The 23,713-nt window shown below is 42.6% G+C and carries 25 protein-coding genes and 1 pseudogene; 10 read left to right on the top strand and 16 right to left on the bottom strand.

The window, feature by feature from the left end; all coding sequences use genetic code 11:
- The first annotated feature begins 318 nt into the window (after positions 1-318).
- Positions 319-858 carry a DUF1564 domain-containing protein gene (locus LEP1GSC194_RS13595; protein WP_036042864.1) on the top strand — a complete coding sequence of 180 codons (540 nt, stop codon included), beginning with the start codon at positions 319-321 and terminating at the stop codon, positions 856-858.
- Positions 859-1,028: 170 nt separating this feature from the next.
- Here LEP1GSC194_RS13595 and LEP1GSC194_RS13590 read toward each other — a convergent pair whose 3' ends face one another.
- Positions 1,029-2,348 (bottom strand): radical SAM protein, encoded by a 1,320-nt coding sequence (locus LEP1GSC194_RS13590; protein ID WP_020774068.1) that lies wholly within the window; start codon positions 2,346-2,348, stop codon positions 1,029-1,031.
- A gap of 270 nt (positions 2,349-2,618) precedes the next feature.
- On the opposite strand from LEP1GSC194_RS13590, the gene LEP1GSC194_RS13585 reads away from it, so the two are divergent.
- Complete coding sequence (locus LEP1GSC194_RS13585) at positions 2,619-4,010, top strand: PQQ-dependent sugar dehydrogenase (RefSeq protein WP_020774066.1); 1,392 nt, start codon at positions 2,619-2,621, stop codon at positions 4,008-4,010.
- Positions 4,011-4,108: 98 nt separating this feature from the next.
- Positions 4,109-5,278 (top strand): lipoprotein LipL45, encoded by a 1,170-nt coding sequence (locus LEP1GSC194_RS13580; protein WP_020774113.1) that lies wholly within the window; start codon positions 4,109-4,111, stop codon positions 5,276-5,278.
- Positions 5,279-5,373: 95 nt separating this feature from the next.
- Here the strand turns inward: LEP1GSC194_RS13580 and LEP1GSC194_RS13575 are convergent, their stop codons facing one another.
- Together LEP1GSC194_RS13575 and lipA are read right to left on the bottom strand one after the other, a co-directional pair.
- Positions 5,374-5,673 (bottom strand): hypothetical protein, encoded by a 300-nt coding sequence (locus tag LEP1GSC194_RS13575; protein ID WP_017809155.1) that lies wholly within the window; start codon positions 5,671-5,673, stop codon positions 5,374-5,376.
- Positions 5,661-6,566, bottom strand: coding sequence for a lipoyl synthase (gene lipA / locus LEP1GSC194_RS13570; RefSeq protein WP_020774056.1), 906 nt, complete (start codon positions 6,564-6,566; stop codon positions 5,661-5,663). The genes LEP1GSC194_RS13575 and lipA overlap by 13 nt, the downstream gene beginning before the upstream one ends.
- A gap of 86 nt (positions 6,567-6,652) precedes the next feature.
- Between lipA and LEP1GSC194_RS13565 the strand changes: the two genes are divergently transcribed.
- The 3 genes from LEP1GSC194_RS13565 to LEP1GSC194_RS13555 are packed head-to-tail and all read left to right on the top strand — an operon-like array spanning position 6,653 to position 9,884.
- Complete coding sequence (locus LEP1GSC194_RS13565) at positions 6,653-7,414, top strand: pseudouridine synthase (protein WP_017809153.1); 762 nt, start codon at positions 6,653-6,655, stop codon at positions 7,412-7,414.
- Positions 7,411-8,829, top strand: coding sequence for an MBOAT family O-acyltransferase (locus LEP1GSC194_RS13560; protein ID WP_020774119.1), 1,419 nt, complete (start codon positions 7,411-7,413; stop codon positions 8,827-8,829). Before LEP1GSC194_RS13565 ends, LEP1GSC194_RS13560 begins: the two co-directional genes overlap by 4 nt.
- Positions 8,830-8,843: 14 nt before the next feature.
- Positions 8,844-9,884, top strand: coding sequence for a DUF1574 domain-containing protein (locus tag LEP1GSC194_RS13555; protein ID WP_020774053.1), 1,041 nt, complete (start codon positions 8,844-8,846; stop codon positions 9,882-9,884).
- A 942-nt stretch (positions 9,885-10,826) separates the two neighbouring features.
- Here the strand turns inward: LEP1GSC194_RS13555 and fsa are convergent.
- The 5 genes from fsa to purN form a co-directional block, all read right to left on the bottom strand.
- On the bottom strand, positions 10,827-11,471 hold the full coding sequence (fsa, locus tag LEP1GSC194_RS13550) for a fructose-6-phosphate aldolase (RefSeq protein ID WP_020774055.1): 645 nt from the start codon (positions 11,469-11,471) through the stop codon (positions 10,827-10,829).
- A gap of 156 nt (positions 11,472-11,627) precedes the next feature.
- A complete protein-coding gene (locus tag LEP1GSC194_RS13545) occupies positions 11,628-12,347 on the bottom strand; it encodes a hypothetical protein (RefSeq protein WP_017808666.1) in 720 nt (239 codons plus the stop codon).
- 30 nt (positions 12,348-12,377) lie between these two features.
- Complete coding sequence (locus LEP1GSC194_RS13540) at positions 12,378-13,004, bottom strand: hypothetical protein (RefSeq protein ID WP_017808667.1); 627 nt, start codon at positions 13,002-13,004, stop codon at positions 12,378-12,380.
- A gap of 2 nt (positions 13,005-13,006) precedes the next feature.
- On the bottom strand, positions 13,007-14,542 hold the full coding sequence (gene purH, locus LEP1GSC194_RS13535; RefSeq protein ID WP_020774049.1) for a bifunctional phosphoribosylaminoimidazolecarboxamide formyltransferase/IMP cyclohydrolase: 1,536 nt from the start codon (positions 14,540-14,542) through the stop codon (positions 13,007-13,009).
- Between the two features lie 3 nt (positions 14,543-14,545).
- Positions 14,546-15,172 (bottom strand): phosphoribosylglycinamide formyltransferase, encoded by a 627-nt coding sequence (purN, locus tag LEP1GSC194_RS13530; RefSeq protein ID WP_020774116.1) that lies wholly within the window; start codon positions 15,170-15,172, stop codon positions 14,546-14,548.
- Between the two features lie 307 nt (positions 15,173-15,479).
- On the opposite strand from purN, the gene fliS reads away from it, so the two are divergent.
- From fliS to LEP1GSC194_RS13515, 3 genes are read left to right on the top strand one after another with little or no spacing between them, the layout of a single operon-like run.
- Positions 15,480-15,926, top strand: coding sequence for a flagellar export chaperone FliS (gene fliS / locus LEP1GSC194_RS13525; protein ID WP_020774078.1), 447 nt, complete (start codon positions 15,480-15,482; stop codon positions 15,924-15,926).
- A gap of 4 nt (positions 15,927-15,930) precedes the next feature.
- Positions 15,931-16,350, top strand: a complete 420-nt coding sequence (locus tag LEP1GSC194_RS13520; protein ID WP_017808672.1) for a hypothetical protein — start codon at positions 15,931-15,933, stop codon at positions 16,348-16,350.
- On the top strand, positions 16,344-16,826 hold the full coding sequence (locus LEP1GSC194_RS13515) for a J domain-containing protein (protein WP_036042862.1): 483 nt from the start codon (positions 16,344-16,346) through the stop codon (positions 16,824-16,826). The genes LEP1GSC194_RS13520 and LEP1GSC194_RS13515 overlap by 7 nt, the downstream gene beginning before the upstream one ends.
- Here the strand turns inward: LEP1GSC194_RS13515 and LEP1GSC194_RS13510 are convergent.
- Genes LEP1GSC194_RS13510 through LEP1GSC194_RS13500 form a run of 3 tightly spaced genes read right to left on the bottom strand, consistent with a single transcriptional unit; the run spans position 16,813 to position 18,521 of the window.
- The gene (locus tag LEP1GSC194_RS13510; RefSeq protein WP_020774110.1) at positions 16,813-17,310 is read right to left on the bottom strand and encodes an LIC11661 family lipoprotein; all 498 of its coding nucleotides are present in this window, start codon (positions 17,308-17,310) and stop codon (positions 16,813-16,815) included. The two genes, LEP1GSC194_RS13515 and LEP1GSC194_RS13510, sit on opposite strands and share 14 nt — an antisense overlap.
- Positions 17,307-17,861 (bottom strand): HNH endonuclease, encoded by a 555-nt coding sequence (locus tag LEP1GSC194_RS13505; protein ID WP_020774073.1) that lies wholly within the window; start codon positions 17,859-17,861, stop codon positions 17,307-17,309. The genes LEP1GSC194_RS13510 and LEP1GSC194_RS13505 overlap by 4 nt, the downstream gene beginning before the upstream one ends.
- A gap of 45 nt (positions 17,862-17,906) precedes the next feature.
- Entirely contained in the window at positions 17,907-18,521 is a 615-nt protein-coding gene (locus LEP1GSC194_RS13500; RefSeq protein WP_017808364.1) for a DedA family protein, read from the bottom strand.
- A 123-nt stretch (positions 18,522-18,644) separates the two neighbouring features.
- Here LEP1GSC194_RS13500 and LEP1GSC194_RS13495 point away from each other — a divergent pair, with 123 nt between their 5' ends.
- Entirely contained in the window at positions 18,645-19,790 is a 1,146-nt protein-coding gene (locus LEP1GSC194_RS13495; protein WP_020774063.1) for a deoxyguanosinetriphosphate triphosphohydrolase, read from the top strand.
- A 212-nt stretch (positions 19,791-20,002) separates the two neighbouring features.
- On the opposite strand, the gene LEP1GSC194_RS13490 is transcribed toward LEP1GSC194_RS13495, so the two are convergent.
- The 5 genes and pseudogenes from LEP1GSC194_RS13490 to LEP1GSC194_RS13470 form a co-directional block, all read right to left on the bottom strand.
- Positions 20,003-20,662, bottom strand: coding sequence for an LA_2272/LA_2273 family lipoprotein (locus tag LEP1GSC194_RS13490; protein ID WP_020774064.1), 660 nt, complete (start codon positions 20,660-20,662; stop codon positions 20,003-20,005).
- Between the two features lie 23 nt (positions 20,663-20,685).
- On the bottom strand, positions 20,686-21,123 hold the full coding sequence (locus LEP1GSC194_RS22365) for a hypothetical protein (protein ID WP_155826352.1): 438 nt from the start codon (positions 21,121-21,123) through the stop codon (positions 20,686-20,688).
- Between the two features lie 138 nt (positions 21,124-21,261).
- Positions 21,262-21,309, bottom strand: a pseudogene (locus LEP1GSC194_RS23635) (LA_2272 family surface repeat-containing protein); the annotation flags it as partial.
- A 186-nt stretch (positions 21,310-21,495) separates the two neighbouring features.
- Entirely contained in the window at positions 21,496-22,416 is a 921-nt protein-coding gene (locus tag LEP1GSC194_RS13480; RefSeq protein ID WP_020774090.1) for a hypothetical protein, read from the bottom strand.
- 296 nt (positions 22,417-22,712) lie between these two features.
- Positions 22,713-23,711, bottom strand: a complete 999-nt coding sequence (locus LEP1GSC194_RS13470) for an LA_2272/LA_2273 family lipoprotein (protein ID WP_036042849.1) — start codon at positions 23,709-23,711, stop codon at positions 22,713-22,715.
- Positions 23,712-23,713: the final 2 nt, after the last annotated feature.

Here is a 23,713-nt window from a genome sequence, read left to right as displayed (position 1 = left end):
AGTTGGAAAGTTCCAACTACTATCAAACTAACTTCTTGCCACTTGAAATGTGGGAACTCACACGTTTTAAGGGATCATGAGTCAGAAATTAGATTTCAGGACTTTACAAGGGAAGAGTTGGAAAATTCCACCCCTCTCAGACTAACCTCTCGTCACTTGAAATGTGGGAACTCACACATTTTAGAGTGACACCTATGATTCAAGAAAGTAGGAACACTTACAAATTAGGTTAAAGTTTTTTTAGAAAAAAGAGGTAAACTTCTTCTTTTGCCGGTTGAATTCGATCCGTTCCAATACGTTCCGAGAACCGTATTTGGTATGGGAACTCTATTACTTAATTCCGATTGTAAAATCAGTTCGACTCTTGGGGAGAATCGTTCCGAAACGATCACTCTTTTGATTCCGGAAGATACCTGGCTTTGTTTTTCCGAAAAGGATGTGAAAGCCCTTCCCAGGAAAATTCCTGAACTTTTGAGAACGTACGGAAAGTATCTTTCTACTACGAAACGGCTCGGTAAGAAAGCGGGGCGGACTTTGTATCAGCCCAGTCCGGGAAAACAAAAAATGAAGCGAGTGAACATCCGGGTTAGTACTGGAAGTTGGACGCTTTTTGGAGCGCATGCTCAAGCCCACGGCGTGTCTCGCTGTTATCTTTTCAATTATCTCCTTTGGTTGGAGTCTGTGGGAGTCGGAGATTCTATCGTGGATACGATGAACGCAGGAGTTCCCGCATTCCATCGATCTTACAGTTATATTCTCCACATCGACCTGGTAAACAACGAGGTTACTCGTAAACTACGCTGTCGACCCATATCCTATTTTTACGCGTTGGACTATCGAGACTGGCTTCCTTCGTAAAACCTACGCATATCCCGTGCTCAAAACCCGAAAACTAAAATGTAAACTTTCACTACATGTTCAAAAATCTTAAGACTTCGAAAAATTCAAACCGCTCCTATCCTAACGCTTCGTGAATATTCAAAAATTTTAAAATAACCGTACGCTGATAAACAAAGATAGGAATCGTTTTAATTTCTTCCCGGGTAGCTGATTACGTCCATAAACGCGGAAACCGAAAACACGGCTTTGCCCGGACCCGGTTCTCCATAACCGGGAGGAACCGGTAGATTATACTTTTCGAATGTAGCTTTCCAAACGGTCAAAAGTTCGCAGAAATATTCCAGAGGTGGACCGGCCTGAGTTCCCAAAGTAGTGTAAGGTTCCGGACACCAAGCCGTAAATCTAGGCATGATTCCCTTTGACATAAAGAAGTCTAAACCTTCTCCCGTTGATTGGATTGCTTCTGCGACCGTTGCAAAACCGTGAGGTTTGGAAAGTTCCACTCCACCGACAAAGTTCGGAATCACAGATGAAGGTCCGAATACTTCCGCAGAATCCACAACTCTTCGAATCCAATTGTCTCTTCCTATGTAGGCTTCCTTACCGGGACAGATCTTTTGAAATAAATTCTTATCCCAGACTTCGTAGTTCGGATGATAAACTTGAATTCCCGCATCCTTAAATTTCCGGCAGTCCTCGATTTCCCAAGCTTGAGAAACGATCTTGCCCATCCATCTTCCCGGAAATTTGGATTCGATTGCCTGTGCGTAATCCAGATAAAAATCGATTTCATTCTTTTTCTTTAAGGAAGTAATCACACTTCCGCCAGTGATCGTATAAACTTTTGCGGTTTTGTCTTCCTCGTCGATCCAAGACAACACTTCTAAAATATCTTCGATGTCTTTTACACCGGTGTAAGGTCGTCCCGCGTTCTTCTGCTGACGGTAGTTATGATTGATGTCGCAGTAAGCGCATTCTTCTTCCTTTCCGAAGTATTGGCAGTTTCTAAAAACGGTAAGATAGATCAGATAACCCCATTCGATGACGGGCGCGATTTCTCCCGGAATTTTTCCGTTCTTGGTTTTATGACGATACCAAGCGGGAAGAGGAGGAAACTCAACGTTTCCTAAAAACGTTTCGCCGAGATAAAGAGCCGGTTTTCCATCCGGAGATTTTTTTACTTTATAGGGAGAATTCGGATTGTTCCTTGTGGAAATCACGGTGGGAAGCAGACTAAAATGACCGCCGGAAACTTTGATTTCTTCCGGAGCTTTGACGTCCGCGCCTTCTCCTAATTCCGAAAGTGGAATATGATCGAAGGAGAATATAAAGTAATCTTTCGTCTTGTATTCGCCCGTGACTTCAAAGGCTTCTTTGAGAAAGTGAATTCCCTGTCTAAGAATGTCTTGTTTGACGATGGCTTCCATCGGAATTGATTTATATTTCTTCTCCATTTCCTCCAGAAGCGGAATGGTAGAACTTTGGCGGATTGAATCTGTGACTTCCATCTTGATTAGACAATGTCCCCAAAGGAACGGAAATGACACGCAGTTTTTTTCGAAAAAACAGATATCCGATTTTCATACAGTCCTAGATCGTTTAAAGTTTGTTCTGAGACTTTAAAGAAGGATTGAAATTAAGAATAATTCGATAAGAAATCCTTTCGTCTTATGACCGCTCCTTACATCCAAGTCCCTTTAAAAAACAAAGAACCGATTCGGAAACTTGTCGTATAGAATTCAAGTTGACCGATTCACGCAAGAGGCGTAGGAAAGAGCATGATTTTTTCGGCGCAATGTTTGTTTCCGTTGGATTCTCAAACAGTACTCTGCAGGTATTTCCGGCTTGTCTCCTCAAAATGGAAGTCGCCGAGGTTCTTGTTTCGTTCCTTCCTTGAATGGAAATCGTTCTCGTTTTTTTTCGGCTTTCAAAACCTTTCGATTGGTCTTATCCAATCGTTTCGGGCTGGGTTTTCATTTACGCTCGTTTTGATTGTCTTATTATTGGGACTCGTTTGTTTCCATTCGATTCAATCTCCGTTGATTGCTAAAACGAAAAAACCTCCATTCAAAAAGAATCAGACAAAAAAAGAAATCGAAGCCATTCCCGGATACGTTCAGGTCGCGGAAGGATTTCAAGAGCCGACCGACATTCAATTTTTTCCAGGGGATTCAAAACGGATGATTGTTTTGGAAAAACGAGGAAAACTCGTGGAAGTGGATCTGACCACGGGAATCAAAACTCTCAGAGCGGATTTTACCGGCCAGGTGGAAACAAGATCGGAAGAAGGTCTTTTGGGACTTGCGTTTTCTCCCGAATTTTCAAACGATTCCAAATTTTTCGTACACGTTATTGTAAAAGAGGGAGGCAAGGACTATTCTAAGATTTTAGAATTTGAATGGAAGAATAACGTAGTACAAAAGATAGAACACGCAAAAAAAACTCTTCTGAAGTTGGAACAACCTTACTCCAATCATAACGGAGGTCAGCTCGCGTTCGGTCCCGATCGAAAACTATACGTCGGTTTCGGAGACGGCGGAGGAGCGAACGATCCGTATAAAAACGGGCAGAATCCCGGAACACACCTCGGAAAACTTTTGAGAATTTTTCCCAATCCTCAATCCTTCGGGGCTCCTTACAAAGTACCGGAAGACAATCCATTTCTGGGTCGCCCCGGTTTTTTACCGGAGATCTGGAGTTACGGTCTTCGAAATCCCTGGAGATTTTCCTTTGATACGATTACCGGCGAACTTTACTTAGCCGACGTAGGACAAAATGAATTCGAAGAGATCGATCTGATTCAAAAGGGAGGCAACTACGGTTGGAATATTAAAGAAGGATTTCATTGTTTTAAGAAGAATCCCGTGTGTGGAGAAGTGTTCCTCACCGATCCGATTCATGAATATTCCAGAGACGAAGGACAGTCTATTACTGGAGGATACGTATATAGAGGAAAAGAACTGCCTAAATTGGTAGGTTCGTATGTGTATGGAGATTTTGTAGCGGGTAAAATCTGGGCCTTACGACAAAAAGACGGTAAAAAGATCTCCAACGAGCTTCTTATGCGAGTTCCGTTTCAAATCAGCACTTTTGGTCGGGATTCGCGCGGAGAGATTTATTTTGCCGATTTTGGTTCAGGAAATATCTTTCATTTAGCAAAAAAAAATTGAAAGATTTGGCAAAATCGATTCTATTGTTTGTTGAGAAACATAGATAGAGGCTGCCACCACCGCAGTCCTGTTATCAATCCAATCTTAAGGAAAATGGTATGAAGAAGTTCCTAATCGTTTCCTCAATCGTATTGACCGCCGGAGTTCTGGTGTTCAACGCTTGTAAGAAACCTACCGAAAGTTCCAAGGCAGCCGCTACCGGTAAAGAAAACAGCCCTTCGGCTGTCGTTGTGTTCAGTGTAGGAGAAGCTAAAATTCTTCACGCGGATTTAACCGAAGAAAAAGCCACCTTAGGTGCCAGTTTGAAAACTGGAGACAAAGTCACGACGAAAGAAAAATCCAAAGTTGATATCCAATTTGCAGACGGATCAGCGATTCGAATTTCAGAAAATTCAGCAATCGACTTTGAAGGTCTTTCCATCAATTCCAAAGGTAATTCCGATACAAGACTGGCGCTTGTTTCCGGAAAAGTTTTTGCGAAAGTCAACAAGGCTTCTAAAGAAGATCAGTTTTCCGTGGTCACTCCGACCGCGATCGCTGGTGTGCGTGGAACTTCCTTTATCGTAGACAGATCTAAATCCGACAAAGCGGTCGTCAAAGTTTTGGACGGTTCCGTTGCAGTGGCTCCTCGTGTTACCGTTCTTGAAGGTTTAAGCGACGAGGAAATTTCTAAGAGTGAAGATCTGAAAAAGATTCAACAAAGTGTTGCATCTTCGGAGATCGTTCTGGAAAAGAATCAAGCTTCCGTAATGAAGGCGGACGATAAGTCTCTGGAAGGAAAAGATTCTTCTAAGATCAGTGAAAAGAATATCTCGGGCGCCGTTAAGAAACTGGACAACTCCGGAATCTCTAAAAAGGATGAAGAAGAAATTAGAACGATCGTGACCGTAGACAAAGAAACTACGGATAAGATGGTTCGTATCAACGAAGAATCTTCCGGAAAAGTCGATGAGCAAAAAGCTGCGTCTCTTGAAACTGAGAGAAAAAAACTGGAAAGTGAAGTAGCAGCTCGTCAAGAAGATGAATCTAAGAAATTCAAACAAATTCTGATTTCCTCTCCGAAAGAATTGAAATCCGGTAAGGATATCGTAAACTACTACGAAAGAATCGAAAAAATCATTATGACCGACGGATCTTCTATGATTGGTGCAATTGTTGATCAACAAGGATCAACCATGATCGTTCATACCGAAAAAGGAATTAAGAAGATTAATCAGGCCGATGTTCAAGAAGTGATTTACGACTTCCAAACAAAAGCTAAATTCTGATAACAGAGACTGAATCTGAAATCAGGTGGAAAGAACCCGGGTTTTAAACCCCGGGTTTTTCTTTGTACCATTGTCCGTCGAGTGACGACGACCTTTCAAGAATCGAATCTTTGATTCCAAAGTAAATGAATCGATTCCAAAATTTCTTCCATGTCGATGAGCATGATGCGCGCTTTCCATTGAAGAATCATCTTATTCTTACCGAATCGATTGATTTCAGCCCAATGCGCTTTTAAACCCGGAATCAGATTGATCGTTTTTTCCAAAAGGTCCTTAACTTCGGACCTGCTGACCGGCCCTTCCTTATGGGAAAGAAATTGAATTATGGAATGGTAGATAAGTTTCTTAATCTCTTCAGGGGGAGGACCGGGAACGAAATCTTCTACGAAGTCCATGAGACTTGTTCATCCGCGTGATAGGAACTTCTCACCAGAGGCCCGGAAAAAACTCCCTTAAAGCCGACGGACTTTCCGTATATTCTTAATTCTTTAAACACTTCAGGGAGAACGTATTCTTTTACGGGAAGATGTGTCGGGGTGGGTTGTAGATATTGTCCGAGCGTCAAAAGGGAAACACCGACACTTGCAAGATCTTGCATGCATTCTTTTACTTCTTCTACGGTTTCTCCCATTCCCAAAATTAAACCGCTTTTAGTCAGGAAACCTCTTTCAAAAGCGATCCTCAAAACGTCCAAAGAACGTTCGTATTTTTTTTGCGGGGCCACTTCGGGAAAAAGTTTTTTAACGGTTTCTACGTTGTGATTGAATACGTCCGGTTTACATCCGAAAATGATTTCCAAGGATTCTTCTTTTACCTTGAGATCCGGAATCAAAAGTTCAATCTTACAATCCGGAAGTCCTTTACGAATCGCTTCCACGGTTTCCGCAAAATGAGCGGCGCCCCCGTCTTCCAGATCGTCTCTGTTCACCGCGGTGATGACAACGTGTTTTAAGCCCAATGAAATCGCTGATTCCGCAACACGTTTCGGTTCCTCGCGATCGAGAGGAAAAGGTTTTCCCGATGCAACGTCGCAATAAGAACAACGTCTCGTACAAATATCTCCGCCTAACATGTACGTTGCGGTTTTTCTGGACCAACAATGATTCAGATTGGGACAGGAAGCGCTTTCACAAACCGTGTTGAGTTTTTTTTTCTCCAAGGAATCCCTTACGATCGCAACGGAATTATTTTTTGGATCGGGGAAGGTAAGTTTTACTTTGAGCCAATCCGGTTTTTCAGGAGCTTCTTGAAGAGATTGAGTGCGAGGTCTTTTTTTAAGAGGATTCATACGATTGCAGCTCCGACTTGCAACAAGCAACTCTATCCTAGAATTTTAGGAAGTGCGGTCAACGAAAGTTTTAGGTAGAAGATTTTTTGAATCTTTCTGAAATGGAAGAATCCATGCAATCTAAGGACGATCCAAACCTTCCAGATGAGATTCGACTGAATCGATTTCTTGCAGACTGCGGTTTGGGCTCGAGAAGAAAAACGGAAGAATTAATCCTAAAGGGCCAAATTACGATTAACGGCAAAAAAGTGGAGGCACTAGGAACCAAGGTCAAACCGGGGACGGACGTGGTTTCCTATTTAGGTAAAGTCGTAAAGCCGATAGAAGAACCTAAAAAAATTCTGATCTTAAATAAACCGGCGGGATATCTCTGTTCTCACGGGGATCGTTTTCACGAAAAGACGATCTTTTCACTTCTTCCTCCTGCCTATCAAAACTACAAAATTGCGGGGCGACTCGATCTTGATTCGAGAGGGCTTGTCCTTTTGACCAATGACGGAGAATTGGCTCAGAGGATTTCGCATCCTTCCAACGGTTCCGAGAAGGAATACCTCGTGACCTTAAAATATGATCCGGGAGAAAAGGGCATTCAAGTCGCTTTTCAGAAAGGGATTTTGGATGCAGGGGAAATTCTGCGTGCAAAAATGGTTAAACTCGTTCCTGGGAAAAATTGCGTGTATCGTGTTATTCTCGCGGAAGGAAAAAAAAGACAGATCCGAAGGATGTTTCACTCATCCGGAGCGAGTGTGGTTGATCTGCAAAGAATTCGCATCGGTTCGATACAATTAGAAAGGCTCAACTTGGAAGAAGGTAAATATCTTCTGGCTGAGACGGTAATTTGGAAATGAATTTTATCAGCATTGAGTTTCTTTTATTTTTTTTGGCGGTATATCTGATCTACTGGAACGTTCCGGAAAAGAGCAGAAAGTATCTTTTGATCGTAGGATCCGCTTTTTTTTATTCCGCATTCAGTTTTAATTTTTTATTCCATCTTATCTTGGTCGTTTTCGCCAACTGGCTTTTATACAGATATTTGTACGAAAAATCCTGGTACGTAAAGTCGGCAGTCGTTTTTAATCTTCTCAATTTGGGTTTATTCAAATATTTTTATTTACTCATGGAGTTTGTCGGTTTCGTATTTTCGATTTCCGTTCTCCAGGAAAAAACGGCGATTGACTCGAAATTTTCCGCTTTGTTCGGTTTAGCGGGATTTGAAGTCGTCCTTCCGGCTACGATCAGCTATTATACGTTTCAATTGATCTCATTTGCGGTGGATTCGAAACGAGAGGGTTATAATAGGAACGTTGGGCTTACGGGATTTTTTTCCTTTATCTTTTTCTTTCCGGTGATGATTGCGGGACCGATTCTACGATTCGATCAGGTTCGAGATCAATTTGAAGCTCCTACGATGACCCCGACCAAATTGATCGACGGTCTCTGGCTTTTTGTCCGAGGTCTCGTTAAAAAAGGATTATTATCCGCCGCTATTCTTCCTCTGATCGCGCCCGTGTTTTTATCTCCGAGAGATTACTCGGGGATCGCACTACTTTTGACCTGTTTTCTTTTTGCGGCCAATCTTTACTTCGACTTTTCGGGACTTACCGATATGGCTAGGGGGATCGGGAAGTTGATGGGTTTCGATCTGCCGGAAAATTTTAAAGCTCCGTTTTTTTTCCGGAATTTCGGGGATCTCTGGCGGCGGTGGCACTTAACGTTTTCCTATTGGATTCGGGACTACATCTACATTCCGTTAGGCGGGTCTAGAAAAGGTGAACTCAGAACCGCGATCAATTTTATCGTAACTTTTATGTTAGGCGGACTTTGGCACGGTGCGAGTTTGAATTTTCTCATTTGGGGTTCACTAACGGGAATTTATCTGGCCTTGGAGAGATTGTTCGAAGTGCGGAATTGGAGGATTCTTCCCGAAATTCCTTATGTAAAAGCCGTTTTACGTTATCTATTCGTCTTGCTCGTATATTCGATTTCCTGGACTTTCTTTTTTACGCCGAATTTTAATTCAGCAATTTCTTCCATCGCGAGAATTTTGACGTTCCAAAGCGGACAATCTTTGACCGGGCTGGAAACAGGAGTCTATATGTTGGTCTTCGTATTCTTGTTCCACGTTGGCGAGGAATGGCCCGAAAAATATTCGGTTCCCGAAAGGTGGAAAGCCCGGCTTTTGCCGATCTTAGGACTCGTAATCCTTTTTATCATGGTCGGAATGAACGCGGGAAACGCGGACTTTTTCTACTCGAGGTTTTAACGGAGTTTTCATCTATGAAGAAAATATATATCTATTATCCGATTTTATTTCTCATATTCGTATTTTGTTTGGATAAGATATTCACTCTCGAATACTTTCAAAAGAATTTCATTCAAGCCGGAAATACCGTTTATTATACCCAAAGGAAATCCCTCTTTGAAAAACTGATTCGCGATCAGAGTTTAAAGGAACGTTCTTTGGCGCTCGCTTTCGGAGATTCAAGAGCTTATCCGTACTCAGCGATGGGAATCGACAAAAAATTACAAGAGGATTGGGTATTGTATAATTTTTCCGGTCCTCAGGCCGTTCCGGCCTACGGTTTATATTGGTTCGAAAAAATCATCAAACAAGGTCTAAAACCTAAATTAGTATTTTATGTTGTAAGTCCGGAAGGATTCGACGATGCCAAGGGAGTTTTTTACGATCCGTTCTTAAAGTACGGAGCGGACGATGAATTTCTCCTGAAGTATATGGATCAAATTTCATTCGAAGATCGTAAAAAGCTGTTTTTAGATCGTCTGTTTGCGGTTAGACGAATCAACCCGGATCTGAAACTTTTTTTCAAAAGATTGCAGGAAAGAAAACTAAACGAATACGATCCCGCATTGAATACCGATTATACGGTACTCAATTTAAAAAACGGAGAACAATTCGCTTATACTACTTTCCTAAACGATCCGGATCGATTGGAAAAAGATTCGGCTCGAATTCGAAATCTGTATCTTTCCACGTTCAATCTCGGACCGACTCAATTCTTTTTTGTGGAACGGTTTTTGACGCTGGCAAAGGAGAACGACGTCAAGGTTTATCTCATCTGGCCTAAGGTGTATGAAACTTATCGAAAACGTTATTACGAACTCGAAATGGAAAAAACTTGGTGGCCTAAGATTCAAAATCTCGCGAAAAAATATTCCGCCGTTCCGGTGGATCTGAATACGCAGACGTCCTGTTCACTCTTTTACGACGCTTCTCACCAATCGATTATGTGTTTCTTGGAATCCATGAAACTGATGATCGACGATTACTACGGTTTTAAAAAGATTTCGATTCCTTAAAAAAGACGACGGCCTTAGAAAAAACTTTAAACTGAAATCGATTTTGAACTTGCCCTAAAATCTGAAAATGTGGGAACTCCTACGAAAATGGAACGATTCGAATTGCTTGAAAATGTCCTATGCGACGGTTTTTGTAAGAACTCTTACTTTTTTTAACGACAAGAAAATCAAGTAAAAGCCTAAAAATCGTTAAAGAAGCGAATTTCTGTGGGAACTCCTGCAAATTTCCTTTCCGGGTTCTGGGACAAACCCAGTGCTTTTTCTTAGGAATGCTCTGGAAGTTTGAAAGAAAAAAAATTATATTTCTTCAAAAACACAATGAATCCCTTTTTGTGCAAGAGCGGAAATTACCAAACTCAGGAATTCTTCGCGATCGTCTCTATCGGAAACTCGAAAAGAAATGATCAATTCATGGTTCTGAACGATTTCAACGTCTGGAATTCCGTTGTTGATACCTAAATATTTTACATTCCGTAATTTGAATCTATTTGGCGAAGATGGTTCAAAAAGAGTATAATTTCCGTTCCTTAAAATAGAGTCTTCAATCGTTTGTATTTGTGAAGAGGTAAGTCGAATGGAAGCGCTATATTCAATACTCATGGATTTAGCCTTTGAGATTTTAAGCGAATTTGTTTTAGAGAAGGGTCGATCTTTTTTGCCTAGGATACTCGTCGTCCTTTTTCGCGAAGATAAGTAGACAAATCCAGCGTTTCGGAAAACTCCCTTTTATAAAGTCGTAAAAGCTATCCTATCCATCAAAAGAATGTAAAGGAAAGATTTGATTTAAACCAAAATAAAAGCCCTCTTTTCAAAGGGCTTTTATTTGATTCTTCTTTTTAGAATTCCAAGAGTTTGAAAGAAAATTTTTACAATTCAAAAACTTTCGTATCGATGCAGAAAGAAAAAACTTTTAGAACGAATCCTAAAAACATTCTTAAAGAATTACCACTTTAGTTTTTTAGAATCTTCCAAGAACTTTTCCAAACCGATGTCGGTCAACGGATGTTTGAAAAGTTGTAGAAACGCGGAGTGAGGCATGGTCGCACAGTCTGCACCTCTCAGCGCGGATTCTTTTAAGTGCATAGGTCCGCGGATGGAGGCGGCGAGAATTCTCGTATCATAACCGTAGTTGTCGTAGATCTCTCTGATTTCGGAAATGAGTTCCATTCCGTCCCAGCTCGTATCGTCGACTCTACCGATAAAAGGAGAAATGAAAGTCGCACCCGCCTTAGCGGCCAGAAGAGCCTGAGGCGCCGAAAAACAAAGAGTCACGTTCGTGGGAATATTTCTTTTAGTAAGTTCCACAACGGTCTTGAGGCCTTCCGGAATCAAAGGAACCTTAATAACTACGTTCTCCGCGATTTCTACGAGTTCTAGAGCTTCTTTCAACATTCCATCGTACTTCGTAGCTAAAACTTCCGCGCTGACCGGACCGGGAACGATGGCACAAATTTCTTTGATGACTTCTTTAAAACTTCTACCCGACTTTGCGATGATCGAAGGATTTGTGGTCACTCCGTCTACAAGTCCGTAGGATGCGATTTCTTTAATTTCGTCTATGTTTGCAGTATCCAGGTATAATTCCACCGACATGCTCCATAAAAATAGGATGCTTAGAGCATGGTTGGAAAGCTATATCGTGGTCAATTGAAAAATTGCGATACGCACGGTACGCACCTATAAGCACTATACGCAGTTTCGTTTTCGTGCGAATTGCACGGCGCAATCGCGAACGGACTTCTTTTATGGAATCAAATCACGAAGGGTTTTGATTTCTTCCGCACTGAAGAATTCTTTGTATTCCTTTCCGATCTGAAATTGAATCGAAGAACTGAAGTAGTCCACTCGTCTTGTGAAAGGCATCTTTTTATACGCCTCTTTCCACTGAACCACATAACCGCCTTTGGGAGGAGATTGTTTTTCATCCGTTTTTTCCCAAAGAACCGCGCCGCCGATTTTATTTTCAGCAAGAGATTCTTTTTTAGGTTTTCCGTATTTCTGTTCCAACTTTTGTTGAACTTCTTTTCCCGGAAGATACCGGAATAGAACTCCGACGGAAAATAAAACTCCTGGCGCCGAATGATTTTCTTCTTCCGTCTCCGATTTGTTTTCAGCAGTCGCCGTTTGATTCTTAGGTCTGGAATCGGTTACGATTTTTGGGGTGGAATAAAAACGATAGGAATAGAAAATTCCGTTTCTGCGTATGAGAAGGGTTTTTTCCTTATCTTCGAAAACGATTTCCACCTTCTCGTCGTTCTGCGGATTGGTGGAAAGGGATAAGAACTTTTCTCGTAGGTTCGCGTAACTTTCACCCCAAGAGGACTCCGCAAATCCTTCCAACAAATTGATCGCCTGCTGCGAGGTGTTAGTCGGTTGTCTACGATCCGGAGATTCGTCCGGGAGTTGGGCATAAAGCGCGGCGGGAATTAGAATCCAAGAAAGAAGAAGCGCGGAAATTCTCATATTTTTCCTATCGGCAATTTTTAGAGAAATTTATTCAGAATCTTCTTCGTGCGAACGGTTTTTAGAACCCGAAAATTGAATCCCGCCGATCCTTACCTTTCCGTTCCAACGAAGTACGAGTAAAACGGCGATGATGGAAATATTCGGAAAAACGAATAAGAACGGAATCTCGTGAAACAATCCGTATACGGCGAGATTGGATGCGATGACGGAAATCGCCGATCCGCTAAGAACGGCTACTTCCTGTTCGAAAAAGCGGACCAGAAAATGATTCGGGTTCGTGGACGGAAGATCCTTGAGGACGAATTCCACAAGAACTCCGTATGTGGTCAAAAGGGTGGCCGGCAGCAAAAACGAAAGAAAGAAATAATTTCCAAACGAATCCGCGTAGTGAGGAGCGCCGATCATTCCTCCGAGAAGAGTCCAAAGGTAGGAAACGAATGCGGAAACGAAAAATCCGATCGCTCCATACTGAAGGCTTCCGTCGGATTCTAAAAGTTTGAGCAATTCATCCGGAAGGATTCGAATCCAGTCGATGAGTTCCAATCTTTCGAAAGATTCTCTTCCGGAAAGAAAGAGAAGTTTAAAGTAATAACTCGCCAGAACGAGTAACCCGGAAACGATTCCGAAGAAGATTAGATAGAGTAGAAATTCCATAATCAGTGTCTGAAGTGCCTCATCCCCGTAAAAACCATAATGAGTCCGTGTTCATCCGCAGCCTGAATGACTTCCGGATCTCGAACCGAACCGCCCGGTTGTATGATCGCCTTGGCCCCCGCTTTTGCAAGAGCGTCGATCCCGTCCCGGAAAGGAAAGAAAGCGTCGCTGGCAACGTAAGAACCCACAACGGAAAGACCGACGTTGAGCGCTTTGTTAGCGCCTAACTGCACCGAGTCGACTCTGGACATTTGCCCGGCGCCGATTCCCAAGGTCGCGTTTTCTTCCGTATAAACGATCGCATTGGACTTGATAAAACGAACGCAGGACCAAGCAAACATCAAACCACGAATATCATCGGGCGTCGGTTGTTTTTTAGTGACTACTTTTAAATCTTTTTCGGTAATTGTAGTATAATCCCTGTCTTGTATGAGCAAACCGTGATGGATTGGTCGGAGATCCAATTCGTCCAGAGCTTCTTTGAAGTCCGTAATTGCAATCAACCGAACATTCGGCTTTTTGGAAAAGATGTCGAGAGCTTCCGGAGTGAACTTCTGAGCGATCACACCTTCCACGAAGTTTTCGGTGATCACGGCGGCCAATTCTCCGTTTACGATTCCCTTGATCCCGATCACACCTCCGAACGCGGAAATCGGATCGGTTCTTCTCGCGAGTTGAAACGCCTCCAACGGATCGTCCGCGTAAGCGATCCCACATGGATTGAGATGTTTGATGATACAGACCGTGTTTTCGGGAAGAAGACTGGAGATATGAAACGCCGCGTCGAAATCCAGCATATTGTTAAACGACAATTCCTTTCCTTGTAAAGGGGTAAAGTCGCTCTTCGCAAAAAGAGGTTCGTAAAAGGCCGCGGCTTGGTGGGGATTCTCCCCGTATCTGAGTTTTTGTTTTTTAATAAAAGAAAGATTGAGAACGTCCGGAAAAATGTCTTCTGTCTGTTTATGGAACCAGGATGAAATCGCTGTATCATACATCGCCGTATGAGAAAACGCTTTTCTCATATAACTCGCGGCTACTTCTTCCGAAATTCCTCCGGATGCAACGAGAGTTTGTACTTCTTTGTAGTCGTTCGGATCGGTGAGAACGAGCGTATGTTTGTAGTTTTTAGCCGCGCTTCGAATCATGGAAGGTCCGCCGATATCGATATTTTCGATCGCTTCTTCCAACGAAACTCCGGGTTTGGAAACGGTTTTTAAAAACGGATATAAGTTGACGACGACCAAATCTATTTTAGGAATTTTTAATTCTTCCATTTTCTGTTTGTGCGCCGGATTGGAAGGAACGCCGAGAAGACCTCCGTGTACTTTAGGATGAAGAGTTTTCACTCTTCCGTCCAAAATTTCCGGAAAACCGGTGTAGTCGTCGATTGCGATCGCGGCAACGCCGTTGTCTTTCAGAAGTTTTAAAGTTCCGCCGGTGGAGATGATCTCAACGCCGTTTTGATTTAAAAATTGTGCGAACTCTATTAAGCCGGATTTATCACTGACGGAGATAAGGGCTCTTTTGATTTGTATCATCGTTTACCCAATGCTTACCTTTCTATTTTCGATCTTAAGCCTATTCTCGCAAAAATATTGCACCGCGAGTGGCAGGATTTTATGTTCCTCTTTGAGAATCTCCAGAGTCAAATCTCTTTCCGACATTCCCTCTTCGATTTTCACCGTTCCTTGTAAAATCACAGGACCGGAGTCCACACCCTCGTCCACAAAATGCGCCGTACAACCGGCGATCTTGACACCGTATTCAAAGGCTTGTTTTTGGGCATTGAGTCCCGGAAATGCGGGCAAGAGAGAAGGATGAATGTTGATGATCCGATTCGGAAACGCTTGGATCACTTGCGATTTCAGAATTCTCATATAACCCGCAGTGACGATCAGGTCGGGTTTTAGATCAAGTAGAAGGTTCAGAAGTTTTTGGTGATATGACGACTTGTCCGAAAATGAAACAAAGTTTAAAACGTGGGAAGGGAGTTTAAATTCCCGAGCGATTTCCAAAGCCTTGGCGTCCGGATTGTCGGTGATGAATGCAATTCCCGTTCCTAGGATCTTTCCGGCTTGAATCTTTTGAAGAACGGCTTTGAGATTGGAGCCTCTCCCGGAGGCGAGGAAGACGATCTTTTTTTTAGGTTTTGTAAACAGGCTTGCCAAGAAAATTGAATCCGAGTAAAATCAAAACGGTTCCGGAATTTTTGAGCACGTTGGAATCCAAAAACTTCGGTAACTTCAAGCGAATTCCTCCGATAAATTCGGCTGAACTTTGGCGCGGTCTTTTTTTTAAAAGATGAAAATCCGTGCCAAACTCGTGGAAATAATCACTTCAAAGCGATTTTTGCGAGATTTTTTTCGCTTTCGGACTCTCGATCTGCGTTAAAGTTTTGAGAGAAACCGCAAGAATGTTCAGACCCAGCATTAAGGAGGCAAGCGTTTTTGTCGAAGAGTATTTCAGGAGAGATACATGTCACTTGCCAGAAAATCCACAGCGACCGTTGAACAATATAAATCCAACGAAATCTCGACTGTAAGCCAGGGAAAACTCATCGTGATGCTCTATGACGGAGCGATCCGTTTTCTAAATATCGCTCTGGAGAATAATACGCCCCGAAAATACGATGTGGTGAACAACCATATCCTCAAGGCCGGGGAGATCGTTACGGAACTCATGCTTGCCCTCAACTTGGAACAAGGCGGGGAAGTGGCGAACAACCTCCTGGGAATTTACGTTTACATCAAAAAACGCCTTCTAGAAGCGAACATGAAAAAGGATTCCGAAATCATTCAAGAGATCATCAAATATATGGAAGATCTGAAGTCGGCTTGGGAAGAAATCGAGAAAAAGGAAAAATCCAACGTAGTTTCGGCGCCGTTCCAAAATCGCGGGAACGGTTTATCCATTCAGGGCTAAAACTTTGTCGGATTCAAATTCAGTCGATTCAAACCGCAGTCTGGTCGTCCTCTACGGAGATAAAATCCTTCTGTTGGAACAATTGATCGTCAATCAAAAACGACAATTGGAAGTGTTCGGTTTCGGAGACGGAGAAGGTGGGGTCAAGATTGAAAACTCTAACGTAAAAATCATCGAACAACTTTGTTCCGTCGATCGAAAGATCGAAAAATTGGAAGAAGCGGTTCCTCAGACTTCGGAATTGATCGAACTTACGGAAGTTCTGTTTCAAAAAATGGAAGAATCCAGATTTCTACATTCTCAAGTGGAAGAAAGGATGAAAGAAATTCTGAAAGAATATCAAAAGGAATTAAACCTGGTTCAGGTTCAGATTCAATTAAAAGCCCATCTTAGACAAGACTATTGGAAAACGGGGACCTGTTAGAAAGAGCCCTGGAATTTCTAGGTTTAGAACCGGGGTTCGACGAAGAAAATTTAAAAAGTCGTTTCTACTTCCTTTCCAAAAAATATCATCCCGATACGGGCGAATTCTCAAACGATTCCCTATTCAAACAACTGATCGAATACAGAGACGTTTTATATTCCCACCTGGAACAAAGAACATTCAAAAAAACGAATGTCTCTCCAGGTTCCAAAAATTCCAACCAAGACGATTATAACGTCTACAAACGGGCGAGGGAAGTCTACGATTTGGCGATTCACGAGTATTACAAACTCACGGAAGGAAATCCGATTTTTTTAAAAGGAGAGGAAAATCCGGCTCTTCGAAAACTTAGGTCTTCCCTGGAAATTTCCAAATCGGAATTCGAAGAACTGATCTCTTTTTATCCGCAGAGTATTTGGGTCGCGGACGCGAAGGATATCCTCGCGAAAATCGAGATTTGGTTTAAGGAACCCTAAGAGAATTGGAAGGCATCGAAAAAACGAAACCGGATGCGTTTCCGTTCGTGATACTGACGACCAACACTTGAGAACGAAGAGTGAGATACTGACCCGAAGAGAGAGTAACGTTCATCTTGCAGATTCGATTTGCGTTTTCTCCGGTTCCGATTCCGGCCAAGGGTCCGTCGTTAGGACTCAGCTCGATAGAATATTCCAGCGGCTGGTTCGGTATTATATTCAGGATTCCGTTTACACATTCGATTCCCGAATCTAGTCCCGAAGGAAATCTGGATTCGTTTTCCGTGCTCCCCACATACAATCGATATCCGCTGAAAAGAAGTTCCGGATTTCCGGCCCTCATTCTGAGTTCGTAACCGCTCGCAATCGGAATGACGCTGATCAACGTGGGCGGAGTGGAGATCAATCGTGTTGTGGAGTAATGAGGACATCCGAATAAAAACGAAAACACCGGTAGCAGAAATAAAAGATAAAAACGTTTCAAAAAGAAATATACTCCCTCCAGCCGAACTTTTCAGCCTGCTGATCCGATATTGAGAAGAGTGGAAAGCGTAGTTTCGGTGTCACCCGATTTTCTTCCGGCAAGCTCCACTTCAATTCGGTAAGAAGTTTGTTTCCTTTTCGAGTGTTACAATGTTTACATGCTGCGACCAGATTTTCCCAAGAATTGAATTCCTTCGGTCTTTCCTTTTTGGGTACGTGTTCCCATCGACTTCGCGGTATGACGTGATCGAGAGTGAGTTTGGAACCCGGAAATTTTTTTCCGCAATAAACACAGTGATAGTTATCCCTTTGAAAGATGTTTTCTCTGGAAACCCGATCTTTCCTAGGAGGAACCCTGTAGTAATCCCGAAGAAGTATGATTCTAGGCGCCGTAAATTTGAGTTTTTCGGAACGGATTAAAAAGTTTTTATCATCCTTGATGAGTTGTGCTTTTTCAAGGATGATCAGGATGAGGGCGTCTTTGACCGACCGGATCCCGATGGGGACGTAACCGGCATTCAGCACAAGCACCGGCTGCGCAAGAATGTCCATAGCTGGTCAAAAAATAACCGAAGGTCGGAAGATGTAAAGAAATTCTCAAGGCTCTGAGGATCGTTTCTTACGAATCCAATACGCGACCCCTAAGAGCAAAAATACCGTTCCTATAAGTCCGAGTACCATGAGTTGACCGTTGTGAACCCAGCGCATCAGAGTATCGAAATTATAGGCTCCGAAATATCCCAAGTAGACCCAAATCGGTACCGAGATGATTGCGGCGAGAAAGTCAAGGATTACAAAACGATAAAATGAAATTCGATCCGAGGTCCCGGTCGTGAGATAAATCGGCATTCTGAGACCCGGCATAAAACGGGCCATAAAGGTGACCCAATTTCCGTAACGAGAGATTTTATCCTGAACCTTTGCGAACCGTTCGGGTGTGACGATCCTCGAAATCATCGGAATCTGAAGAACTCGAACTCCATAGATCCTCCCGATCAAAAAAACGGAACTGTCCCCGATGAGAACCCCCGCCATTCCGACCAGAAACATAAAATGAGGGTCCGCCTTTCCGAGTCCGGCGATTACTCCGCCGGAAACCAAGGAAATGTCTTCCGGAACGGGGAGGCCGAAACCGCAGAAAATCAAAACTAAAAAGACGGCGATGTATCCGTACTCGGAAAAGATGTGAACGAGAAGATTTAAGAATTCCATTCCTACAATAGACGCCTTGGGTTAGGATTTCTGAGTCAGTAAAATCCGGCTCCTTTAAAATAGCAGTAAACAAACAAAAAAAGAGGAGGGACTTTTGGGAAAAGTTTCCGAATTTTGTAAAACGTGTACTTTTCCAGAAACGATTTACTACAAAAAGAAATAGAAGGTTTGGCTCCTTACGCGATTTCGAGCGTAAATAACGGAGGAAGAATCCATGAAGAAGAGGAACATTCCTACAGACTTCCGTTTCAGAGGGATAGGGATCGGGTTCTTCATTCCAGCGCTTTTAAACGCCTTCAGTATAAGACTCAGGTGTTTATCTTTTCCGTCGGCGAGAATTATCGAAATCGAATGACCCACACCTTGGAAGTCGCCGGTCTTTCTCGAACGATCGCAAACGCACTCGGACTCAATTCTCATCTTTCCGAAACGATCGCTTTGGCACACGATCTCGGTCATACTCCTTTCGGTCACGCCGGTCAGGAAGTGTTATCGGGTCTTATGAAAGATCACGGAGGTTTCGAACACAATAAACAATCCCTGCGAATCGTAACTTCGATCGAAAAGAAATACCCGAATTTTTCGGGACTCAACTTATGCAGAGAAACTCTGAAGGGCCTTATGAAACACGGAACCGATTACGATCCTTCCATGATGCTTTTGGAAAGAAAAGAAAGCGGGCCGTCGCTCGAAGGAATGATTGCGGATCTTTCGGATGAGATCGCGTATACAAGCCACGATATCGAAGACGGTTGGGAGATGGGTTACCTGCATCTCGGCGATTTGTCCGAAAACCGTTTTTGGAAGGAAGTTTACGAAAATTGCAAGTTGTTATACAAAGACGCCGGAGAAAAAATTTTGGTCCGCACGACCATTCGAACTCTCACTAATTTTATGGTTTCCGATCTGATCCAAAACATTTCCCGCGAACTGGAAAAAAATCAAGTTAAGTCCACGGAAGACTTGGTTCGCCTTTGGAAACAGGAAATTCGGATCGCTTCCTTTTCGGAGGAGGTAAATTTTAAATTCAGGGAACTCAAGTCTTTTCTGTACGAAAAACTTTATCGTCACGAGGATTTGGTTCGTATGAGCGATTACGGTAAGAAAGTGATCGAATCCTTATTCGATTATTTTTTAAAACACCCCGAAAAGATTCCGGATACTTACAAGGAAAGAATCGAAGAAGAATCCCTTTACAGAGTCATCAGCGATTTTGTGGCCGGAATGACCGATCGATACGCGGAAAAGATCTATCAATCGCTTCCGTAATATTTGAAAAATGGAATATGCTTTGTTTTTAATGTTATACAAGTCGTGATTGATTGTCCATTTTGACTTTGGGAACTTCGATTTGAGATTGTTTTACTTAAATGAGCGCGTAATACGTTTTTCTGAATGTTTATTCTATGGATTGAGTTGCGTTTCCCGTTGTTTCTTGCGACTTCGGTTGAATCGAATGATCCGTTGCGCTTCAAAGAGGATTATTCTTTTGCGCAATAATTCGCGATAATCATAATAGGAATCGTGTTGTTGGGACAATAGTTGACGATTCCGATTTGAAGATTTCCGTTACTACCAATGTTGATCGCGCCTACGCTCAAACCTGGCTCACCGCTTCCATTTACGACTCCTAAGCTGAAACTTGCTCCCGCATTGAATACGCCTACATTGATACCTCGTCCAACGTTGAATATTCCTATGTTGAAGGCGTTGTTAAAATTGAACATACCAATCGAAAGTGCAGTCGCGATTTTCCTTCTTTCTTCTTCAACTTTCGAGCCCGGCATCGGGTCGCCAAAAAAAGAGAAATTAAAATTGAAGATTCCAAGTTTTAAACCATAATATCCGAAACCACTATTATTCAAGATTCCTACTTGGAAACCTTTTCCTTCGGAGTAATTAACGGAATTGAGTAGCCCGATTTGGGTGCCGATCATACGACTGACTATAATGTTGACGAGTCCTATATTCATTCCGTATAAAGTTTCTACTTCTCCGTGAAATAGATTGAGTCTGAAAATTTCTGTGTTTGTTTCCCGTGGAATTTTCACCGTGGCCTTCGGAGTCAAAGCGACGCCACAATGATAAACGAACAGACAAAGAATTAGGATAAGAACGTAAAGTTTAAGAGCTTTTTTCATAAGTTTATTCTAATTTCAGAATATTATTCTACGGATTGAGGTAGTTTTTCCGTTTTTTGTTCCGTCTTCGGTGTTGAAGATGGAGTTTCAGGTTTCGGTTTCGAACAATAATTCGCGATAATCATAATTGGAATCGTATTGTTGGGACAATAGTTGACGATTCCGATTTGGAATTCTTCTTTATGAGATCCTGCATTGAAAATTCCGAAACTAATCGCCCGTTTCTCTTTAGGCGAAACTTCCAGGTTTGTTCCTATATTCACAATTCCTAAACTAACCGAACTACCTTCATTCAAATTTATAAGCCCTACGTTGAGACCCTCCCCCCAATTAAATAGTCCTAGATTGAACCTTCCGCTCATCACATTGGCGGCGCCGATCGAAAGTCCGAAGTTTTTTCGGTCGCGACTTTTGTTTTCCTGTTCCTGATCGTAACCTTCATAGGGCCCTGGTCTTGGCATTCCTCTATCCAAGGAAAAGTTAAAGTTGAAAAGTCCGATTTTCAAAGCGCCATACGTTGGGTTTGAATTGTTGACGATTCCGATTTGTGCTCCTGTGGCATCATCCGCTCCGTTTATAATTCCAATTTGAGCACCGATCAAATGGTGTCTAACAGAGTTGAACAAACCGACGTTGAGTCCATAAATGTTCTTTGCTTCTCCTTCGAGTAAGTTGAGTCTAAATATTTCCGTTTCAGAGGGATTTTAATCGTCCTTCCGGAAGTCAAGGCGACGCCGCAATCAATCGACGAAAAGCAGAATGCAAGGATCGAAAAGCCGCGTAAAAAAAATGAATTCATCGTCTTTTCGATTTCTGAAATTATCAACGCTTATCTAACGTTGAATGATCGGAGTTGTCTTTTTATAGTTACAGGCGAGGGTTCTGGAAAGTTCAATGGCCAAGGGTTGAACGTCCTTTCGCTCCGGCATCAACTGAAATTCGTAGGTTTGAAACTTGGCCGGTTCCGCCGTATAATTATAAACCGAAATCATAACTCCGGAAAAACTATTCGTCTTCAATACTTCGATTAAAAACGGACCGTGACGACTCGGTTCCGGTTTTACCGGCATCTGATGCGTGGATTTGCGGTTCATGATTTCGGATTCTATGGAAGCGAAGTTTTCAAGGGTATATACGAATACGTTTTGAGCCAAAGAGATTGGGGCGCTAATGATTTTCGTTCCGAACCCTACGAGTGGAATGTCTTCCACAACTTTAAAAAGTCCCGATAAACCGAGCATTTGTTTTTGAGACGAGGGAAGTGCGTTATGCGGAACACGATTTGTGATATTCCAGGCAAGCGACTGCACTTCCGACCTGGAATTACATTGGCCCCACATACTATTGATAAGTTTTCGAATTTCATTACGTTCATCCACTCGAATGACTCGGTAGGGTTCCTCTCTTTGGGGTCCGGCTCCCGATGATTTCAAACAATAAGCGCTTAGGGACAGAATGAATTTTGTATTCGGTGGAACGATCAAAGTATTGGATTCGAACGAAGGGGATAAAATACTAACGAGAGTAGGGGAAACTTTTATTTCGGTATTTTTAATTTGATTTTTTTTATCCGGAACTGAATTGAATTCGACTTGAGCTTGTTTGTCGATATCCATTTCGATCGTTTTTTGAGGAAGGAGTTTTGAAAAATCGATCATCTCTTCGGATTTCGTTTGTCTCATGCAAAAGACCGAAAGAAACGTAACGGAAACGTACAGAAAAAAAGGAATGAATTTTTTTTGAAAAAGAATCATGAACTTATCCTAAATCTTGAATGGAATGGTTTGTAAATCGAAAAACATCTGATTAAAAAAAGAGCCAATGTTTTTTAACAATCCGATCGGAGTTGGTCTCAAAAGCTTGTGTTCCGTCAAGAGTCTGTCCCACAACGTCTCGGAATTTTTCGGTATTGGATTGATTTCCGTATCTTTCGTAAGTTTTTTGGGACAAACCCTAAATAGATATGATTTAAAGAATATCATAATGGATCGCGGGCAAAATCGAGTTCACAAGAATATATTGTTCCTTGAATATTCTAAACTATGAATTCTTAGTTTGTGGAAGAGGTTTCTTTTTTCTGCATCGGAGAGTCGTCGTAACAATAATTTATGAGAATCGTAATCGGAAAAACCCCGTCCGGGCAGATATTGATTGCTCCGATTTGGAAGTTTCCAAGCTTGCCGATATTGACCGCGCCGACGCTTAAACCGCCTCCGACATTTACCGCTCCGACACTGAATCCGGTTCCTTTGTTGACGACTCCGACGTTGACCCCGGTTCCTCGGTTGAAAAGCCCTACGTTAACTCCCTTTCCTCGATTGATGGCTCCTACATTGACTCCCAATCCTCCCGAATTGTACAAAACTCCCGCGTTCAGGCCGTTGCCTCCGTTGGAATTGATGACTCCGAGAGTGATGCCGCCTCCGCCACTATTCACTCCGCCTACGGTTAGGTATAAACCGTCTTTTGTTTTTGCATTATAAAGTCCTAATTGGATTCCCGAGTCGCTTTCTTCCACCGAATTCATTCCGCCCGCCTGAACCGTAAAAACCCCTTTTCGTTCTTTGTTATAAAGCCCGACTTGAATTCCGGCGCTAGATTCGGCGGTATTCACCGCGCCCGTTTGAACGGCAAAAATTCCTTTTTGTTCTTTGTTATAAAGCCCGACTTGAATTCCGGCGCCGCCTTCCACTTCGTTCATTCCCCCGGTTTGCAGCGCAAAACGGGTCTGTTTAGAAGTGTTGTACAACGCGACTTGCGTCGTCGCATAGGTGTCTCCATTGGAAATATTCGCGCCTCCGACTTGGATTCCCGCATGACCTTCCCTTACAATGTTTGCAAAACCGAGGTGAACTCCGTATAAATTCTTAACCTCGCCCGTTGAAAGGCTGACATGAACCACTTCGGTTTCCGTTCGTACGGGGATTCGGACAAAGGATTTTTCTCCCCTAAATCCGGTGATTCCGCAATTCAGAAACGACGTAGCAGATCCTATGATTCCGAAAAGAGAAATAAAGATTTTGAATATTAAAGAATGGTTATGTTTCATAG

It is taken from the genome of Leptospira alstonii serovar Sichuan str. 79601 (genome assembly GCF_000347175.1).
In the GTDB taxonomy this organism is placed as follows: domain Bacteria; phylum Spirochaetota; class Leptospiria; order Leptospirales; family Leptospiraceae; genus Leptospira; species Leptospira alstonii.
The sequence above is the reverse complement of the archived record's forward strand: the minus strand, read 5'-3'. Positions and strand labels throughout refer to the sequence as shown.

Bases quoted from the DNA above. Each gene is read 5' to 3' on its own strand.
- LEP1GSC194_RS13545 (WP_017808666.1), bottom strand. From the start codon at position 12,347: ATGAGAATTTCCGCGCTTCTTCTTTCTTGGATTCTAATTCCCGCCGCG.
- LEP1GSC194_RS13585 (WP_020774066.1), top strand. From the start codon at position 2,619: ATGATTTTTTCGGCGCAATGTTTGTTTCCGTTGGATTCTCAAACAGTA.
- LEP1GSC194_RS13480 (WP_020774090.1), bottom strand. From the start codon at position 22,416: ATGATTCTTTTTCAAAAAAAATTCATTCCTTTTTTTCTGTACGTTTCC.
- purH (WP_020774049.1), bottom strand. From the start codon at position 14,542: ATGATACAAATCAAAAGAGCCCTTATCTCCGTCAGTGATAAATCCGGC.
- LEP1GSC194_RS13505 (WP_020774073.1), bottom strand. From the start codon at position 17,861: ATGGACATTCTTGCGCAGCCGGTGCTTGTGCTGAATGCCGGTTACGTC.
- lipA (WP_020774056.1), bottom strand. From the start codon at position 6,566: ATGAATCCTCTTAAAAAAAGACCTCGCACTCAATCTCTTCAAGAAGCT.
- LEP1GSC194_RS13540 (WP_017808667.1), bottom strand. From the start codon at position 13,004: ATGGAATTTCTACTCTATCTAATCTTCTTCGGAATCGTTTCCGGGTTA.
- LEP1GSC194_RS13500 (WP_017808364.1), bottom strand. From the start codon at position 18,521: ATGGAATTCTTAAATCTTCTCGTTCACATCTTTTCCGAGTACGGATAC.
- LEP1GSC194_RS13490 (WP_020774064.1), bottom strand. From the start codon at position 20,662: ATGAAAAAAGCTCTTAAACTTTACGTTCTTATCCTAATTCTTTGTCTG.
- LEP1GSC194_RS13560 (WP_020774119.1), top strand. From the start codon at position 7,411: ATGAATTTTATCAGCATTGAGTTTCTTTTATTTTTTTTGGCGGTATAT.
- LEP1GSC194_RS13470 (WP_036042849.1), bottom strand. From the start codon at position 23,711: ATGAAACATAACCATTCTTTAATATTCAAAATCTTTATTTCTCTTTTC.
- LEP1GSC194_RS22365 (WP_155826352.1), bottom strand. From the start codon at position 21,123: ATGCCAAGACCAGGGCCCTATGAAGGTTACGATCAGGAACAGGAAAAC.
- LEP1GSC194_RS13595 (WP_036042864.1), top strand. From the start codon at position 319: ATGGGAACTCTATTACTTAATTCCGATTGTAAAATCAGTTCGACTCTT.
- LEP1GSC194_RS13575 (WP_017809155.1), bottom strand. From the start codon at position 5,673: ATGGACTTCGTAGAAGATTTCGTTCCCGGTCCTCCCCCTGAAGAGATT.
- LEP1GSC194_RS13580 (WP_020774113.1), top strand. From the start codon at position 4,109: ATGAAGAAGTTCCTAATCGTTTCCTCAATCGTATTGACCGCCGGAGTT.
- fliS (WP_020774078.1), top strand. From the start codon at position 15,480: ATGTCACTTGCCAGAAAATCCACAGCGACCGTTGAACAATATAAATCC.
- LEP1GSC194_RS13555 (WP_020774053.1), top strand. From the start codon at position 8,844: ATGAAGAAAATATATATCTATTATCCGATTTTATTTCTCATATTCGTA.
- LEP1GSC194_RS13590 (WP_020774068.1), bottom strand. From the start codon at position 2,348: ATGGAAGTCACAGATTCAATCCGCCAAAGTTCTACCATTCCGCTTCTG.